General features: G+C 62.6%; 17 protein-coding genes. 8 read left to right on the top strand and 9 right to left on the bottom strand.

Annotated features, from left to right (window positions below; translation table 11 throughout):
* Positions 1 to 18 precede the first annotated feature (18 nt).
* Positions 19 to 2,685 (top strand): alanine--tRNA ligase, encoded by a 2,667-nt coding sequence (alaS, locus tag LB519_RS09495; RefSeq protein ID WP_224619625.1) that lies wholly within the window; start codon positions 19 to 21, stop codon positions 2,683 to 2,685.
* Positions 2,686 to 2,737: 52 nt separating this feature from the next.
* On the opposite strand, the gene LB519_RS09490 is transcribed toward alaS, so the two are convergent.
* The 3 genes from LB519_RS09490 to LB519_RS09480 form a co-directional block, all read right to left on the bottom strand.
* On the bottom strand, positions 2,738 to 3,391 hold the full coding sequence (locus tag LB519_RS09490; protein WP_224619686.1) for a glutathione S-transferase family protein: 654 nt from the start codon (positions 3,389 to 3,391) through the stop codon (positions 2,738 to 2,740).
* Positions 3,392 to 3,403: 12 nt separating this feature from the next.
* Entirely contained in the window at positions 3,404 to 3,583 is a 180-nt protein-coding gene (locus tag LB519_RS09485; protein WP_027162373.1) for a hypothetical protein, read from the bottom strand.
* Positions 3,584 to 3,720: 137 nt separating this feature from the next.
* The gene (locus LB519_RS09480; RefSeq protein WP_224619623.1) at positions 3,721 to 4,932 is read right to left on the bottom strand and encodes an NADP-dependent isocitrate dehydrogenase; all 1,212 of its coding nucleotides are present in this window, start codon (positions 4,930 to 4,932) and stop codon (positions 3,721 to 3,723) included.
* Between the two features lie 216 nt (positions 4,933 to 5,148).
* On the opposite strand from LB519_RS09480, the gene LB519_RS09475 reads away from it, so the two are divergent.
* The 3 genes from LB519_RS09475 to LB519_RS09465 all read left to right on the top strand — a co-directional run bounded on the left by LB519_RS09475 (position 5,149) and on the right by LB519_RS09465 (position 7,109).
* Positions 5,149 to 6,063, top strand: a complete 915-nt coding sequence (locus LB519_RS09475; protein WP_024504565.1) for an RNA methyltransferase — start codon at positions 5,149 to 5,151, stop codon at positions 6,061 to 6,063.
* On the top strand, positions 6,056 to 6,856 hold the full coding sequence (gene murI / locus LB519_RS09470) for a glutamate racemase (RefSeq protein WP_013532145.1): 801 nt from the start codon (positions 6,056 to 6,058) through the stop codon (positions 6,854 to 6,856). The genes LB519_RS09475 and murI overlap by 8 nt, the downstream gene beginning before the upstream one ends.
* Positions 6,857 to 6,920: 64 nt before the next feature.
* Positions 6,921 to 7,109 carry a DUF3008 family protein gene (locus LB519_RS09465; RefSeq protein WP_013532144.1) on the top strand — a complete coding sequence of 63 codons (189 nt, stop codon included), beginning with the start codon at positions 6,921 to 6,923 and terminating at the stop codon, positions 7,107 to 7,109.
* Between the two features lie 112 nt (positions 7,110 to 7,221).
* Here the strand turns inward: LB519_RS09465 and LB519_RS09460 are convergent, their stop codons facing one another.
* A complete protein-coding gene (locus LB519_RS09460) occupies positions 7,222 to 7,425 on the bottom strand; it encodes a hypothetical protein (RefSeq protein WP_224619621.1) in 204 nt (67 codons plus the stop codon).
* A gap of 375 nt (positions 7,426 to 7,800) precedes the next feature.
* Between LB519_RS09460 and rpsD the strand changes: the two genes are divergently transcribed.
* From rpsD to LB519_RS09440, 4 genes are all read left to right on the top strand, one after another.
* Positions 7,801 to 8,418, top strand: coding sequence for a 30S ribosomal protein S4 (rpsD, locus tag LB519_RS09455; protein ID WP_013532142.1), 618 nt, complete (start codon positions 7,801 to 7,803; stop codon positions 8,416 to 8,418).
* A gap of 107 nt (positions 8,419 to 8,525) precedes the next feature.
* Positions 8,526 to 9,410 carry a tRNA 2-thiocytidine(32) synthetase TtcA gene (gene ttcA, locus LB519_RS09450; RefSeq protein ID WP_224619619.1) on the top strand — a complete coding sequence of 295 codons (885 nt, stop codon included), beginning with the start codon at positions 8,526 to 8,528 and terminating at the stop codon, positions 9,408 to 9,410.
* Positions 9,400 to 10,227 (top strand): inositol monophosphatase family protein, encoded by an 828-nt coding sequence (locus tag LB519_RS09445; protein WP_224619610.1) that lies wholly within the window; start codon positions 9,400 to 9,402, stop codon positions 10,225 to 10,227. Before ttcA ends, LB519_RS09445 begins: the two co-directional genes overlap by 11 nt.
* Positions 10,228 to 10,286: 59 nt before the next feature.
* Entirely contained in the window at positions 10,287 to 10,694 is a 408-nt protein-coding gene (locus LB519_RS09440; RefSeq protein WP_064995401.1) for a hypothetical protein, read from the top strand.
* Here LB519_RS09440 and LB519_RS09435 read toward each other — a convergent pair.
* The 5 genes from LB519_RS09435 to purL all read right to left on the bottom strand — a co-directional run bounded on the left by LB519_RS09435 (position 10,691) and on the right by purL (position 15,699).
* Positions 10,691 to 11,959, bottom strand: a complete 1,269-nt coding sequence (locus LB519_RS09435; protein ID WP_411909239.1) for a multidrug effflux MFS transporter — start codon at positions 11,957 to 11,959, stop codon at positions 10,691 to 10,693. The two genes, LB519_RS09440 and LB519_RS09435, sit on opposite strands and share 4 nt — an antisense overlap.
* Positions 11,960 to 12,122: 163 nt before the next feature.
* A complete protein-coding gene (gene grxD, locus LB519_RS09430; RefSeq protein ID WP_013532137.1) occupies positions 12,123 to 12,458 on the bottom strand; it encodes a Grx4 family monothiol glutaredoxin in 336 nt (111 codons plus the stop codon).
* Between the two features lie 141 nt (positions 12,459 to 12,599).
* Positions 12,600 to 12,833: a BolA/IbaG family iron-sulfur metabolism protein gene (locus tag LB519_RS09425; protein ID WP_010909092.1), complete on the bottom strand. Its 234-nt coding sequence runs from the start codon at positions 12,831 to 12,833 to the stop codon at positions 12,600 to 12,602.
* Between the two features lie 125 nt (positions 12,834 to 12,958).
* Positions 12,959 to 13,471 carry a hypothetical protein gene (locus LB519_RS09420; RefSeq protein WP_224619609.1) on the bottom strand — a complete coding sequence of 171 codons (513 nt, stop codon included), beginning with the start codon at positions 13,469 to 13,471 and terminating at the stop codon, positions 12,959 to 12,961.
* A complete protein-coding gene (gene purL / locus LB519_RS09415) occupies positions 13,468 to 15,699 on the bottom strand; it encodes a phosphoribosylformylglycinamidine synthase subunit PurL (protein WP_013532135.1) in 2,232 nt (743 codons plus the stop codon). The genes LB519_RS09420 and purL overlap by 4 nt, the downstream gene beginning before the upstream one ends.
* Positions 15,700 to 15,703 lie beyond the last annotated feature (4 nt).

Raw genomic sequence — 15,703 nt, 5'->3', positions numbered from 1 at the left:
TCCGAAAAGGCAGCATTCATGAGTGGCGTGAACGAAATCCGGTCGACATTTCTCGACTACTTCCGCAAGGAGGGTCACGAGATCGTCGCGTCGAGTCCGCTGGTGCCGCGCAACGACCCGACGCTGATGTTCACCAACGCCGGCATGGTACAGTTCAAGAACGTCTTCACCGGCCTGGAGAAGCGGCCCTATTCGCGCGCCTCGACCGCCCAGAAGAGCGTTCGCGCCGGCGGCAAGCACAACGATCTCGACAATGTCGGCTACACCGCGCGTCATCTGACCTTCTTCGAGATGCTCGGCAACTTCTCCTTCGGCGACTATTTCAAGGAGCGCGCCATCGAGCTTGCCTGGAACCTGATCACCAGGGAATTCGGGCTGAGCAAGGACAAGCTGCTGGTCACCGTCTATCACACGGATGACGAGGCGGCCGGCTTCTGGAAGAAGATCGCCGGTTTTTCCGACGACCGCATCATTCGCATCGCGACCTCGGACAATTTCTGGGCGATGGGCGACACCGGACCCTGCGGGCCGTGCTCGGAGATCTTCATCGACCGCGGCGAGCACATCTGGGGCGGCCCTCCCGGCAGCCCGGAGGAAGATGGCGACCGTTTCCTGGAATTCTGGAACCTGGTGTTCATGCAGTATGAACAGGTGACGAAGGAGGAGCGCATCGACCTGCCGCGCCCCTCGATCGACACCGGCATGGGCCTGGAGCGCATGGCGTCCATCCTGCAAGGCGTGGAAAGCGTCTTCGAGACCGATCTGTTCCGTCACCTGATCGACGCGGCCTCGTCCGCGATCGGGCATGGTCCCGACAAGGAGACGGTCGCCTCCTACCGGGTCATTGCCGATCATCTGCGCTCGTCCTCCTTCCTGGTCGCCGATGGCGTGCTGCCCTCGAACGAAGGCAGGGGCTACGTCCTGCGCCGCATCATGCGCCGCGCCATGCGCCATGCACAGCTGCTCGGTGCCAACGAACCGCTGATGTGGAAGCTGGTGCCGGCGCTGGTGCGCGAAATGGGCCAGGCCTATCCGGAACTGCTGCGCGGCGAACAATTGATCACCGAGACGCTGAAGCTCGAGGAGACCAGGTTTCGCAAGACGCTGGTGCGCGGCCTCGGCCTGCTTTCCGAGGCGACCGAAACGCTGCATGCCGGCGACATGCTGGATGGCGAGACGGCCTTCAAGCTCTACGACACCTATGGCTTCCCGCTCGACCTGACGCAGGACGCACTGCGCCAGCGCAGCATCTCGGTCGATCTTGCCGGCTTCACCAACGCGATGGAGCAGCAGAAGGCCGAGGCGCGCAAGCATTGGGCCGGGTCCGGCGACGCCGCCACCGAGACCATCTGGTTCTCGGTGCGCGAGAAGGCCGGCGCCACCGAGTTCCTCGGCTATGAGACTGAAGCTGCGGAAGGCATCATCCAGGCGCTTGTCCGGGACGGCAAGGCTGTCGACGGCGCCGGCAAGGGCGACGCGGTGGCGATCGTCGTCAACCAGACGCCGTTCTATGCCGAGTCCGGCGGCCAGATGGGCGACACCGGCGTCATCTCCGGCGAGGGGTTCTCGATCGAGGTTTCGGATACGCAGAAGAAGGCCGACGGGCTGTTCGTTCATATCGGCAAGGTGGCCAGTGGCACCGTCAAGACGGGCGCGGCTGTCGAGCTGAAGGTCGATCATGCAAGGCGCTCGAGGCTGCGCGCCAACCATTCCGCGACGCATCTGATCCATGAGGCGCTGCGCGAAGTGCTGGGCAGCCATGTCGCACAGAAGGGCTCGCTGGTCGCGCCCGAGCGCCTGCGCTTTGACATCTCGCACAACAAGCCGATTTCGGCCGAAGACCTCGAAGAGGTCGAGCGCATGGCCAACGAGATCGTCGTCCAGAACGGCCCGGTGACCACGCGCCTGATGTCGGTCGACGATGCCATCGCCGAGGGCGCCATGGCGCTGTTTGGCGAAAAGTACGGCGACGAAGTGCGCGTCGTGTCGATGGGCACCGGCCTGCACGGCGCCAAGGCGAACCGGCCCTATTCGGTCGAGCTCTGCGGTGGCACCCATGTCCGGGCGACCGGCGATATCGGCCTCGTGCGTGTCGTATCGGACAGCGCGGTCGCCGCCGGCGTGCGCCGCATCGAGGCGCTGACCGGCGAAGCCGCGCGCAAACATCTCGACGAGCAGGACAGGCGTTTGAAGGCGACGGCAGCCGTGTTGAAGATTTCGCCGGCCGATGTGCCGGCGCGCGTCGAGACGCTGCTCGAAGAGCGCAAGAAGCTCGAAAAGGAACTGACCGAAGCGCGCAAGAAGCTGGCATTGGGCGGCGGATCGTCTGCCGATGCTCCAGCCGCCAATGAGACGGTCGCCGGTGTCGGCTTCCTCGGCAAGACGGTCTCAGGTGTCTCACCGAAGGACCTGAAGCCGCTGGCCGATGCCGGCAAGACGTCGCTCGGCTCCGGCGTCGTCGTCTTCGTCGGCTCCGGTGAGGACAACAAGGCAAGCGTCGTCGTCGCCGTCACCGACGACCTCGTCGGCCGCTTCAGCGCCGTCGACCTTGTCCGTGTGGCCTCCGCAGCACTCGGCGGGCAGGGCGGCGGCGGACGGCCCGACATGGCCCAGGCCGGCGGCCCCGACGCTTCCAAGGCCGATGATGCGATTGCTGCGGTAAGGGCGGCACTCGAAGCGGCGTAGGCGAGTGGACTGAATTTAAAGCAACGGTTGGAGGGACAGCGGACGTCACTTATCAGCCGATTTTTTCAGTCCGCACGAAGCTCGGCCGAGCCGCAATGCGCGCATACCAGTCCCGGATATCAGGGAACTCGGCCAGCAGATTTCGCCCCTCGGCGACCTTGACGAAATAACCGATGATCGGTGCGGCATGCAGGTCGGCCAGCGTCAGCTGGTCGCCCAGCAGCCACGGTCCCGGCGCTTTCAGCGCGGACAGCGTCCGAAGCGCTTTGCTCGCCTGAGCAAGGCCGCCGGCGATCAACGCCTCGTCGGGCGCCTCCTTCTCCAGCCGCTCGACGGCAACATCCCAGACCATCGATCTGTAGGCATAGGCATCGAGCATGCCGATGATCTGGTTCATGGTTGCGCGGCCACGAGGCTCCGTCGCTTGCAGCGCTGGCCCGTCGAACGCCTCGTCAACATATCTGGCAATCGCGCTCGTCTCGAACAGCCGGAATCCGTCATGCTCGAAGGCCGGGATGCGGCCGAACGGATGATGTTCGAAATACCAGGCGGGAATCCCCTCGGCGGCAAAGACATCGACTGGCACAAGCTCGTAGTCGATGCCTTTTTCCTCAAGCACGAGGCGGACGATGCGCACATAGACGCTATAGTCCGCCCCGTAGACGATGGGCTTGCTCGACGATGTGGTGTTGACGCTATGATCGATGCGGGCGACGCTCTATTCTTTTATCTTCACAACGGGCTTGCCATCTTCGATGACGAGCGTGATCTTGCCTCCAAGCTCCGCCGGAGCGGGAGCGACATTGGCAGCTTGCACCTCAAACTTCGGCATGGAGTCCAAGAGCTCTTTGCCCTTGGTACTCTTTAGCCGTTCTTGCTGATCGAACCACATAGCCATTTACATCTACCTATTTTCGCAAATCCAGCTCATCCACGGAAGACAGATTTGCACTTCGACACGCCTCAAGTCTTTGTCGTTAACTTAGTGCTGTCGCGCACGAGATCAATATCGAGCGAAGCCTTTGGACGACATGCCTACGCCATCGCTTTCTGCAAATTCTCGTCGATCTTGTCGAGGAAACCGGTGGTCGACAGCCAAGGCTGGTCGGGGCCGATCAGCAGCGACAGGTCCTTGGTCATGAAGCCGGACTCGACCGTCTGAATGCAGACTTTTTCCAGCGTCTCGGCAAAGCGCTTCAACTCGGCATTGTCGTCGAGCTTGGCGCGATGGGTGAGGCCACGCGTCCAGGCGAAGATCGAGGCGATCGAATTGGTCGAGGTTTCCTCGCCCTTCTGATGCTGGCGGTAGTGGCGGGTGACGGTGCCGTGCGCGGCTTCCGCTTCCACGGTCTTGCCGTCCGGCGTCATCAGCACCGAGGTCATCAGGCCGAGCGATCCAAAACCCTGCGCCACGGTGTCGGACTGCACGTCGCCGTCGTAGTTCTTGCAGGCCCAGACATAGCCGCCCGACCATTTCAGGGCGGAGGCTACCATGTCGTCAATCAGGCGGTGCTCGTACCACAGCTTCTTCGACTTGAACTCGGCCTCGAATTCAGCCTCGTAGACCTCCTGGAAGATATCCTTGAAGCGGCCGTCATAGGCCTTGAGGATGGTGTTCTTGGTCGACAGATAGACCGGATAGTTGCGCAGCAAGCCGTAGTTCAGCGAGGCGCGGGCGAACTCGCGGATCGACTCATCGAGATTGTACATGGCCATGGCGACACCGGCGCCGGGCGCGTCGTATACATCGTGCTCGATCACCTGGCCGTCCTCGCCGACGAACTTGATGGTCAGCTTGCCCTTGCCGGGGAAGCGGAAATCGGTGGCGCGATACTGGTCGCCGAAAGCATGACGGCCGACGATGATTGGCTTGGTCCAGCCGGGCACCAGGCGCGGCACGTTCTTCATGATGATCGGCTCGCGGAAGATGGTGCCGCCGAGGATGTTGCGGATGGTGCCGTTCGGCGACTTCCACATCTTCTTCAGCTTGAACTCCTCGACGCGCTGCTCGTCGGGGGTGATCGTCGCGCATTTCACGCCGACTCCCCATTTCTTGATGGCGTTGGCCGAATCGATCGTCACCTGGTCGTTGGTGGCGTCGCGGTGTTCCACGCCGAGGTCGTAATATTCCAGCTTGAGGTCGAGATAAGGGTGGATCAGCTTGTCCTTGATGAACTGCCAGATGATGCGGGTCATCTCGTCGCCGTCGAGTTCGACGACCGGGTTCGCCACCTTGATCTTCGCCATGGAAAGAATGCCTCGTTGCTGGGATGTGGGACGGCCTTGCCCGCGTGGCGTTGGGCCGGGAGATGTCGCCCGTATATCAAAGCGCTTTTGGCCACGCAAACGGCGATCGGTCACGAATTGGAGGCCAGAGCCGTCGTCATTTGCGAATGCTTCATTTTCCCGGCCGTATATGGCAGGGGACGCTGAAATGCCGCAAACAGCAGTTCATTGACAATCATGCCCGTCACCAAAGATCCTGATAGCATTGCAGTCGCCGGCCCGGCGATCATCCTCGTCGAGCCTCAGCTTGGCGAGAACATCGGCATGGTCGCGCGCGCCATGGCCAATTTCGGTCTGTCGGAGCTGCGCCTCGTCAATCCGCGTGACGGTTGGCCGAGCGAGAAGGCACGCGCGGCGGCCAGCCGCGCCGATCATGTCATCGACGCCGTCACCGTCTTTGACGATCTAGCCTCGGCGCTCGCCGACCTGAACTTCGTCTTCGCCACCACGGCCAGGCAGCGCGACGGCTTCAAATCCGTGCGCGGGCCGGTGGAGGCGGGCAGGATGCTTCGGACCCGTCACGCAATGGGCCAGCGCACCGGCATCCTGTTCGGCCGCGAGCGCTTCGGCCTCTACAATGACGAGGTCGGCCTTGCCGACGAGATCGTCACGTTCCCGGTCGATCCCGATTTCTCGTCGCTCAACATCGCCCAGGCCGCGCTTCTGATGTCCTACGAATGGATGAAGTCCGGCCTGGAAGACGAGACCAAGACCAATTTTTCCGGCCCGGACATGAAGCCGGCAAGCAAGGAGGAATTGCACGGCCTGTTCGCCTATCTCGAAGGCGCACTGGAAGCACGCGGCTATTTCCGGCCGGCACCGAAGAAGCCGAAAATGATCGACAATCTGCGTGCGGTGCTGACGCGCGCCGGTTTTGCCGAACCGGAGCTGAAGGTGCTGCGCGGCATCATCTCGTCGCTCGACAGGTTTTCGCCGGCGATGCCGCGCGGCGACGGGTCCCCTGGCGATGATCCACGGCGCTTGCCCGCGGCCGCCGCGCGGGCCCGCAAGGCGGAAGCGGCGCGCCTTGCCGGCGCCGGCAAGGACGATGACATACCGCCGCTTGGCGGAAAAGGAACCGACAATGACTGAGCGGCCGATCCTGATGTTCGATTCGGGCATCGGCGGGCTCACCGTACTGCGCGAGGCGCGCGTGCTGATGCCCGACCGCCGCTTCATCTATGTCGCCGACGACGCTGCGTTTCCCTATGGCGCCTGGGAAGAGCCGGCGCTGAGGGTGCATATCCTTGAATTGTTCGGCAAACTGCTTGAGCGGTTTGCGCCGGCCATTTCGGTCATCGCCTGCAACACCGCCTCGACGTTGGTGATCGACGCGCTGCGCGACAGATTTCCCGAGCATCCTTTTGTCGGCATGGTGCCTGCGATCAAGCCGGCGGCGGAACGCACGCGCTCAGGGCTGGTTTCGGTGCTGGCGACGCCTGGCACCGTCAAGCGCCAGTACACGCGCGACCTGATCAGCAAATGGGCGCAGAAATGCCATGTCCGCCTGGTCGGCAGCGACAGGCTGGCGGGACTGGCCGAGATCTACATGCGTGAGGGCTTCGTCGATGAGGAGGCCGTGCGCGCCGAGATCACGCCATGCTTCGTCGAACGTGATGCGCTGCGTACGGATATCGTCGTGCTCGCCTGCACACACTACCCCTTTCTGGCCAATCGTATGCGCAAGACGGCGCCTTGGCCGGTCGACTGGCTCGACCCCGCCGAAGCGATCGCGCGCCGGGCGCTGTCGCTTCTCGCCGACATCGATCCGAGCGGTCGTGGCGAGATGCTGCCTGAAGGGCCCGACCTTGCCGTCTTCACATCGAAAAGAGCCGATTTCCCCACCCGCCGCCTGATGCAGGGGTTCGGGTTGGCGATGTCGTGATTGCGAAGCGGAACATCACGGCAGTCGTTGCGTTTTTCTCCTGATGCCAACGGGAGAAAGAGCCATGCCAGCCACCTCGAAAGCCCAGCAGAAAGCCGCCGGCGCGGCTCTGTCGGCCAAGCGCGGCGAGACCAAGAAGAGCGAACTCCAGGGCGCTTCCAAGGGAATGTACGAATCGATGAGCGAAAAGCAGCTCGAGGAATTCGCCGAGACGAAGCGCAAGGGCCTGCCGGAGAAGAAGTCGAAAGGCTAGAGTGCGGTCCGCCGTTCAAGGGAAACGCCGAAGAACACGAGCCGGAATCGAAAGCCCGCGGCCAAACCGCGGGCTTTGAAGTGATGTCGGCCGCCTGAGACCGGATTGGAGCCTACCAGCGCCCTCTGCACTGCTTGATCTTGTAGCGGATGACCTTCTTGTGGCCGTGCCGCCAGATAATTTTCTTCTTGATCACGATGCGGCAAGCCTGGTGGTGCCCTTGCCAATGCCTGGCCTCAGCCGGCTCCGGTGTCATGACCGCCATGGATCCCGCCAACACAGCGGCTCCTGTCAGGGTAAGGAAGAATTTCTTCATGCGAATGTAGCTCCTCTGCTCCGGTCCCTTCCTGATGCCGCTGGCGCAACCTCCCGCCACATCCGGCACTGTACTCAACCCAGAGACGCTATATCGTCGCCATGGCCTACGCCAGCCACAAGCTTGACACCGGTTAAATCTCCGTTTAATCAGCGCGCCAACACCGGGCCGCAATGCCCGGTGGTTTTCTTTATGTGCGCAAGATGCGTGGAAATCCAATTCTACTATCTTGTTTGAACTGACGTGTCCCGTGGGTTTTCCGCCGCGTTGCGTGGGAAAACCCTGTCAGGTCTCGAAAACGGAGGCCAGAGGAGGGCGCGTTTCCTTCACCCGGACCATGAGGTTCCGGGTGTGTTGTTTTGAAAAGGGAATGCGATGAGCAAGCGCGAATCCGCGAAGTACAAGATCGACCGCCGTCTCGGCGAAAACATCTGGGGCCGCCCGAAGTCCCCGGTCAACAAGCGTGAATACGGCCCCGGCCAGCATGGCCAGCGCCGCAAGGGCAAGCTTTCCGATTTCGGCCTGCAGCTGCGCGCCAAGCAGAAGCTGAAGGGGCACTATGGCGACGTTTCGGAAAAGCAGTTCCGCAAGGTTTATGAAGAGGCTGACCGCCGCAAGGGCGACACCTCGGAGAACCTGATCGGCCTGCTCGAGTCGCGTCTCGACGCGGTCGTCTACCGCGCCAAGTTCGTGCCGACCATTTTCGCCGCCCGTCAGTTCGTCAACCACGGTCACGTCAACGTCAACGGCAAGCGCGTCAACATCGGCTCGTACCGCTGCAAGCCGGGCGATGTCGTCGAAATCCGCGAAAAGTCCAAGCAGCTGGTCATCGTTCTGGAAGCGGTCGGTCTCGCCGAGCGCGACGTGCCGGACTACATCGAAGCCGATCACAACAAGATGGTCGCGACCTTCTCGCGCATCCCCGGCCTGGCGGACGTTCCGTTCGCCGTGCAGATGGAACCGAACCTGGTCGTCGAATTCTATTCGCGCTAAACGAGCGCGTTCTGCGACATCCTGCGAAGGCCGCCCGTCGAGGCGGCCTTTTCTTTGTCGGTCATGTCCGCTAATCCGGCGCTCTGGGCCATTGAAAGCGACATGCCATGAACATGCTTCCAGACATTGAAACGCTCGAACCGGTCGCCGACAGCGAAGGCGGTTTCCATCCGCTGTTCGCCGACGTGCCGTCCTCGGTCGAGTTCAACAAACTGCGCAAGCGGCTGCTGCGGCTGACCCGGCAGGCGATCGAGGATTTCTCGATGGTCAAGCCCGGCCAGCGCTGGCTCGTAGCCCTGTCGGGCGGCAAGGATTCCTACGGCCTGCTCGCGGTGCTGCTCGACCTCAAATGGCGCGGGCTCTTGCCGGTCGATCTTCTGGCCTGCAATCTCGACCAGGGCCAACCGAATTTCCCCAAACATATCCTGCCGGACTATCTCGACAGCAACGGCATTGCGCACCGGATCGAATATCAGGACACCTATTCCGTCGTCACCGACAAGCTGCCGGCGGGCAGCACCTATTGCTCGCTCTGCTCGCGTCTCAGGCGCGGCCATCTCTACCGCATTGCACGCGAGGAGGGGTGCTCGGCGCTGGTGCTCGGCCACCATCGCGAGGACATTCTCGAGACCTTCTTCATGAACCTCTTCCATGGCGGGCGTCTCGCCGCCATGCCGCCAAAACTGCTCAATGACGAAGGCGACGTCATGGTGCTGCGGCCATTGAGCTATTGCGCCGAGGTTGATCTGGAAAAATTCGCTGCCGCCATGCGATTCCCGATCATTCCCTGCGATCTCTGCGGCAGCCAGGAAGGTCTTCAGCGCAACGCCATGAAGGCGATGCTCGAGGACCTGGAAAAGCGCATGCCGGGCCGCAAGGATACGATGCTGCGCGCGCTGTCGAACAGCAGGCCATCGCATCTGCTCGACAGAAAGCTGTTCGATTTCGCTGCCCTCAAGACCCTCACCACAAGGCAAGCCGATGACATTTGACGACACCGCGATCGACTGGCTGGCCGGCATTCTGGCCGAGGCGGCACTGGCCGAGATCATGCCGCGCTTTCGCCGGTTGGGCGATGGCGATGTCAGGCAGAAGACGTCGGCCGCCGACCTGGTGACCGAAGCCGACGTCAATGCCGAGCGGCTGATCACCGCGCGGCTGCGCGAGCGGTATCCCTCAGCGATGGTCGTCGGCGAGGAGGCCTGTTCCGACAATCCAGCGCTTTTAAACGGGTTGGGCGATGCCGATCTGGCCTTCGTCATCGACCCGGTCGACGGTACTTTCAATTTCGTCTCCGGCGTGCCGCTGTTCGGCGTCATGCTGGCGGTCGTGGTCAAGGGCGAGACTGTCGCCGGCATCATCCACGATCCCGTCGGCAAGGACTGGCTGATTGGCGCCAGGGGTGCCGGCAGCCATATCCGGCATGCGCACGGCAGCATCGAGAAGGTGCATGTAGCGGTACCCGCGCCGATCTCGGAGATGACCGGCTCTGTCTCCTGGCAATATATGGCCGAGCCGGAACGGACACGGCTGGCGCGCAACCAGACCAAGATCCTGTCGCAGTTCGCCTATCGCTGCGCCGCGCACGAATATCGCCTGCTGGCGAGCGGCCATGCCCACTTCGTCGTCTACAACAAGCTGATGCCGTGGGACCACCTGGCCGGCGTGCTGATCCATGCCGAGGCCGGCGGCCATGCGGCGCGCTTCGACGGCAGCGCCTATCTGCCCTCGCATCTCGGCGGCGGCCTGCTTGTCGCGCCAGACAAGGAAAGCTGGCACGAATTGCGCCGCGAGCTCTGGGCGCAGTAGGATCGATTGCTGCGTTAGCCGAAAGCAGTACAATCTCGCGCAAATCCGGAGGCTCTCGAATGAAACCTCGGTTTGCATTTGTCGCGGTGGCTCTTGCCGCCGGTCTGTTCGCCAGTTCCCTGGAAGCAAGGTCGCAAGAGCGCAGCTGTCGCAGTACCGATCTCGTCGACACGATAAAGGAGATGTCGGACGCGATCTATGCCTGCTGGAAGCCGCCACCCGGAACCGCGGGCATGTCCCTCACGCTGCGGTTCTCGCTTCGCCGCAACGGCACGCTGATCGGCAAACCTCGCGCCACATATTCCGATCTGGGAACCGATGCCCAGCGCAGCCGGGCCTTCGTGGCATCCATCCTCAGGGCACTCGATGACGCTCTGCCATTGCACTTTTCGGACAGCATGGGCGAAGCAATTGCGGGGCGCATGCTTGCCCCTCGGTTCACGGCAGCCCTTGAAGGTGCGTCCTAATGCAAGTCGGTGATGTGCCCTGAAACGGGCGGGTTCTGTGGCTGGAACATCTTGCCGCGCTCGGCGATGAAGATCATCAGCAGCGCGGCGACCGAGACGCTGCAGAAGCCGGCGGCCAGCGGCGTCACCGTGCCGTTGAAGGCCTGGCCGATCAGCGTGCCGAGAATGCCGCCGAGAAACGTCTGCATGAAGCCGAGGATCGACGAAGCCGTGCCGGCCAGTTGGCCGAGCGGCTCCATGGCCAGCGCGTTGAAGTTCGCGCCGAGCGCACCGAATGGAAGCATGGCGCAGGCAAAGAAGGTGATGAACAGCCAGAGCGGCATCTTCATCTCCAGCGAAATCACCAGCCAGGCAAGGCTGATGACCAGGAACAGCAGCAACGCACTCTGCGACAGGCGGCGCATGCCGATGCGGCCGACAAGGCGCGAGTTCAGAAAGTTGGAGAAGGCGAGCACGCCCGCAACCCCGGCAAAGATGACCGGGAACATCTCGCCGACTTTGAAAATGTCGACATAGATCTGCTGCGCCGAAGCGATGAAGCCGAACATGGCGCCGAAAATGAAGGTGCTGGCGAAGGCATAGCAGATCGCAATGCGGTTGGTGAGAACGATACGAAACCCGCCGACAATGGAGTTGAGCGTCAGCGGCCGGCGATGTTCGGGATGCAGCGTTTCAGGAAGGCGCAGCAGCGACCAGGCCGAGACGAGCAGCGCACCGACGGCCATAGTGACGAAGATCCAATGCCAGGTCGCAAACAGCATGATGAATTGGCCGATGCCGGGAGCAATGACCGGTATCGCCATGAACACCATGAAGATCAGCGACATCACCTCGGCCATGCGCCGGCCGTCGAACGTATCGCGCACGATCGAGACCGCGATGACGCGGGTGGCGGCTGCACCGATGCCTTGCACGGCCCGGCACAGCAGAAGTGTTTCAAAGCTTGGTGCAATGGCGGCGGCCGCAGCCGCGGCGACATAAATCACCAGCCCTGCGACCAGTGGTGCGCGACGTCCGAAGCGATCCGAGATCGGTCCGAAGAACAGCTGCCCGCCACCGAAGCCCAGAATGTAGGCCGTTATGACGTACTGCCGGTGGTTTTCATTTTCGACGCCGAGCGAGGCGCCGATCTGCTGCAGAGCCGGCAGCATGATATCGATGGCCAGCGAGTTCAGCGCCATCAGTGCCGCGCACAGAGCGATGAACTCCCAGCGCGGAATGGGCAGTTTGCTTGCCGATTGCGGCGCTGGTCTTGGCTGGTCCACGGCAAGTCCGATCTTTCAAACGAAAATGCGCCGGCGGGCCGGCGCATTGGCTCGTCCTGGTCCTGGGGTCAGGACATGAAAATTGCCGAGGTGAGGTTGCCCCGGTGCCTGGTGCTCGATGCCCGAAAATCAACGTCGATTTCGGGCATGCACAAAACAGAAATCAGGCGGCGCCTTTGACGCTGACGCCCTTCTCGACGAGGAACGTCTGTAGCTCGCCCGCCTGGAACATCTCGCGCACGATGTCGCAACCGCCGACGAATTCTCCCTTGACGTAGAGCTGAGGGATCGTCGGCCAGTTGGAGTATTCCTTGATGCCCTGGCGCAGTTCAGCCGAGTCCAGGACGTTCACGCCTTTGTAGTCGGCGCCGATATAGTCGAGGATCTGGACGACCTGGCCGGAAAATCCGCATTGCGGGAAACCAGGTGTGCCCTTCATGAAAAGGACGACGTCGTTGCCCTTCACTTCATTGTCGATGTAGTCGTTGATGCCGCTCATGGAATATCCTTTCCCGCCTGTGGGAGTCAGGCTCGAAACATACCCTTCAAATAAACCCAACGATTGCTCGAAACAAGACGTTAGCCGCGCCGTGGCTGAAATGGCGCAAAGGATGAGCCGTGTTGGGCCAAGCGCTAAGGGTCAGTCGGGAACGCTGGTCTGCAGCGCCAGTGCGTGCAACACGCCGCCCATATTGCCCTTCAGCGCGTCATAGACCATCTGGTGCTGCTGGACGCGGCTCTTGCCGCGAAAGCTCTCGGCCACCACCTCGGCCGCATAGTGGTCGCCGTCGCCGGCGAGATCGCGAATCGTCACCTTGGCGTCCGGAATGCCGTCCTTGATCAGTTTTTCGATGTCGTGGGCATCCATTGCCATGGCAAAATCCTGTTTCGAGCGGCCGGTAGCCGGCCATAAGATGAGAGTCGGGTGAGCCTAAAGCCTTTCCGGTCCGGATTGAAGCCGTTCTGTCCCGCCAACGGCCACACGGCTTCAGAGAAAGACTAGGCCGGTGGGCTTGCTTCATCCTCGGCAACGTCCTCGCGTGTCGAGAAAGCGCGGCCAAGGCTGAAGGCAAGCACATAGAGCGGCGCGTTGAGCAGCAGGCTGACAATGGGGAGATAGCTCGTCATTTGCCAAGCCGGCGAGAAGAACCCTTGGCCATGGCCGTCGCAGATGAGCGACGAGCCGTACTCCCACAACGCGCCCACGACCACCGTGCCGGCGAAAAGATTGACGCAGGTGACGATGTGCCTTGCCCGTGCCGGATCCGGGAAAAGGCGGCCCCAGAGCACCAGGCAGATGATCGGGACCGCGTAGAGGAGGTTCTGCAGCGCCAGCATCGGGACGGCGCCGTTCGCCGCGGCAAGGAACTCCGCACGTGTTTCCAGCCGCATACAAACCTCGCTCGAGGTTGTCGACAGCAGGAAAAAGACGAACGGTCCCAGGAACCAGAAGAAGAACAGCGACGGCCAGAAAACGACTGCAAGCAGCGCCCGGGCAGCCAGTGTGGTCAACTAGCCTGATCCATGAAGCGCGGGAACCAGCCTTCGTGAGCCGAGGAGAGTTCGCTGACCGGGATTGCCCTGGCGTCGCCAAGCTTCAGCGCGCTGCCGCCTGTGGAGCCGATCCACGGCGCGAAGATGCCAAGCTCGCCCTGCTGCTTGCGAATGGCGTCCCATTCGTCACCATGCGGATCGATCGACAGCGTCAGCAGATAACGGCCCTGATCCTCGCCGAACCAGACCGGGATCGGGTCGGTGCCGACAAGGCCGGGGACCGTGGCGCCGATGCCGGACGCCATCACCATTTCGGCTAAAGCCACCGCGATACCGCCATCGGAAACGTCATGCGCCGCCGTGACTATGCCGGAGGCGATGAGCGCGCGCACATGGTCGCCGACGCGCTTTTCATGCTCGAGGTCGACCGGCGGCGGCGGTCCATCCGTGCGGCCGTGTATGTCCCTGAAATAGACCGATTGCCCGAGATGCGTTCCCCAGGACGCCGGCGCGCCGACCAGCAGGATCATTTGGCCCTCGGCCGCAAAGCCGGCCCGCACCATCTTCGACCAATCGGCGATCAGGCCGACGCCGCCGATGGTCGGGGTTGGCAGGATGCCCTGGCCGTTGGTCTCGTTGTAGAGCGAGACATTGCCGGAGACGATCGGGAATTCGAGCGCACGACAGGCGTCGCCGATGCCCTTCACGGCACCGACCAGCTGGCCCATGATCTCGGGCCGTTCCGGGTTGCCGAAATTGAGGTTGTCGGTTGCGGCCAGCGGCAGAGCGCCGGTGGCGGTCAAGTTGCGCCAGCATTCGGCCACCGCCTGCTTGCCGCCCTCGTAAGGGTCGGCCTCGCAATAGCGCGGCGTCACGTCGGACGAGAAGGCGAGCGCCTTGGTCGCATGGCCTTCGACCCGCACCACGCCGGCATCGCCGCCTGGAAGCTGCAGCGAATTGCCCTGGATCAGCGTGTCATACTGCTCCCACACCCAGCGGCGCGAAGACAGGTCGGGACCGCCGAGCAGCTTCAGCAGCGCGTCTGCAACATCGGCTTGCGGAACGTCATTGGCGGCCAGCGGCGCCGGCTTCTTCGGTTCGATCCACGGCCGGTCATATTCCGGAGCCTTGTCGCCAAGATCCTTGATCGGCAGGTTGGCAACCTCGTCGCCCTGGTGCAGCACGCGGAAGCGCAGATCGTCGGTGGTCTTGCCGACGATGGCGAAGTCGAGCCCCCATTTGTGGAAGATCGCCTCGGCTTCCTTTTCCTTTTCCGGACGCAGCACCATCAGCATGCGCTCCTGGCTTTCCGAAAGCATCATTTCGTAGGCGCTCATGCGCTCTTCGCGCACCGGCACCTTGTCGAGATCGAGCTCGATGCCGAGGTCGCCCTTGGCGCCCATTTCGACCGCCGAGCAGGTGAGGCCGGCCGCACCCATGTCCTGGATGGCGATGACGGCGCCCGAGGCCATCAGTTCGAGGCTGGCTTCCAGCAGGCACTTTTCGGTGAAGGGATCGCCGACCTGCACTGTCGGACGCTTCTCATCGATCTTGTCGTCGAATTCGGCCGAAGCCATGGTGGCGCCGCCGACGCCGTCGCGGCCGGTCTTGGCGCCGAGATAGACGACCGGCAGGCCGACTCCCTTGGCTTCGGACAGGAAGATCGCATCGGTCTTGGCAAGGCCCGCTGCAAAGGCGTTGACCAGGATGTTGCCATTGTAGCGGGCATCGAAATTGACCTCGCCGCCGACCGTCGGCACGCCGAACGCGTTGCCATAGCCGCCGACGCCGGAAACCACGCCTGAAACGAGGTGCCTGGTCTTGGGATGGTCGGGCGCACCAAAACGCAGCGCATTCATCGCCGCGATCGGCCGCGCGCCCATGGTGAAGACGTCGCGCAATATGCCGCCGACGCCGGTCGCCGCACCCTGGTAGGGCTCGATGTAGGATGGGTGGTTGTGACTCTCCATCTTGAAGACGACGCAGTCGCCATCGCCGATGTCGACCACGCCAGCATTCTCGCCCGGCCCCTGGATGACCTGAGGTCCGGTGGTCGGCAGCGTGCGCAGCCATTTCTTCGAGGATTTGTAGGAGCAGTGCTCATTCCACATCGCCGAGAAGATGCCGAGTTCGGTGAAGCTCGGCTCGCGCCCGACGAGGTCGAGAATGCGCTGGTACTCGTCGGGCTTGAGCCCGTGTGAGGCAATGAGCTCGGGGGTGATCGGCACGGAATTGGAAATGGTCATGGGC

It is taken from the genome of Mesorhizobium sp. AD1-1 (genome assembly GCF_020164655.1).
Taxonomy (GTDB): domain Bacteria; phylum Pseudomonadota; class Alphaproteobacteria; order Rhizobiales; family Rhizobiaceae; genus Mesorhizobium; species Mesorhizobium ciceri.
The sequence above is the reverse complement of the archived record's forward strand: the minus strand, read 5'-3'. Positions and strand labels throughout refer to the sequence as shown.

Excerpts from the sequence above, each read along its gene's own strand:
- LB519_RS09480 (WP_224619623.1), bottom strand. The coding sequence starts at position 4,932 with ATGGCGAAGATCAAGGTGGCGAACCCGGTCGTCGAACTCGACGGCGAC.
- alaS (WP_224619625.1), top strand. The coding sequence starts at position 19 with ATGAGTGGCGTGAACGAAATCCGGTCGACATTTCTCGACTACTTCCGC.
- ttcA (WP_224619619.1), top strand. The coding sequence starts at position 8,526 with ATGAACATGCTTCCAGACATTGAAACGCTCGAACCGGTCGCCGACAGC.
- rpsD (WP_013532142.1), top strand. The coding sequence starts at position 7,801 with ATGAGCAAGCGCGAATCCGCGAAGTACAAGATCGACCGCCGTCTCGGC.
- LB519_RS09440 (WP_064995401.1), top strand. The coding sequence starts at position 10,287 with ATGAAACCTCGGTTTGCATTTGTCGCGGTGGCTCTTGCCGCCGGTCTG.
- purL (WP_013532135.1), bottom strand. The coding sequence starts at position 15,699 with ATGACCATTTCCAATTCCGTGCCGATCACCCCCGAGCTCATTGCCTCA.
- LB519_RS09485 (WP_027162373.1), bottom strand. The coding sequence starts at position 3,583 with ATGGCTATGTGGTTCGATCAGCAAGAACGGCTAAAGAGTACCAAGGGC.
- LB519_RS09425 (WP_010909092.1), bottom strand. The coding sequence starts at position 12,833 with ATGGCAATGGATGCCCACGACATCGAAAAACTGATCAAGGACGGCATT.
- LB519_RS09465 (WP_013532144.1), top strand. The coding sequence starts at position 6,921 with ATGCCAGCCACCTCGAAAGCCCAGCAGAAAGCCGCCGGCGCGGCTCTG.
- murI (WP_013532145.1), top strand. The coding sequence starts at position 6,056 with ATGACTGAGCGGCCGATCCTGATGTTCGATTCGGGCATCGGCGGGCTC.
- grxD (WP_013532137.1), bottom strand. The coding sequence starts at position 12,458 with ATGAGCGGCATCAACGACTACATCGACAATGAAGTGAAGGGCAACGAC.
- LB519_RS09445 (WP_224619610.1), top strand. The coding sequence starts at position 9,400 with ATGACATTTGACGACACCGCGATCGACTGGCTGGCCGGCATTCTGGCC.
- LB519_RS09460 (WP_224619621.1), bottom strand. The coding sequence starts at position 7,425 with ATGAAGAAATTCTTCCTTACCCTGACAGGAGCCGCTGTGTTGGCGGGA.
- LB519_RS09475 (WP_024504565.1), top strand. The coding sequence starts at position 5,149 with ATGCCCGTCACCAAAGATCCTGATAGCATTGCAGTCGCCGGCCCGGCG.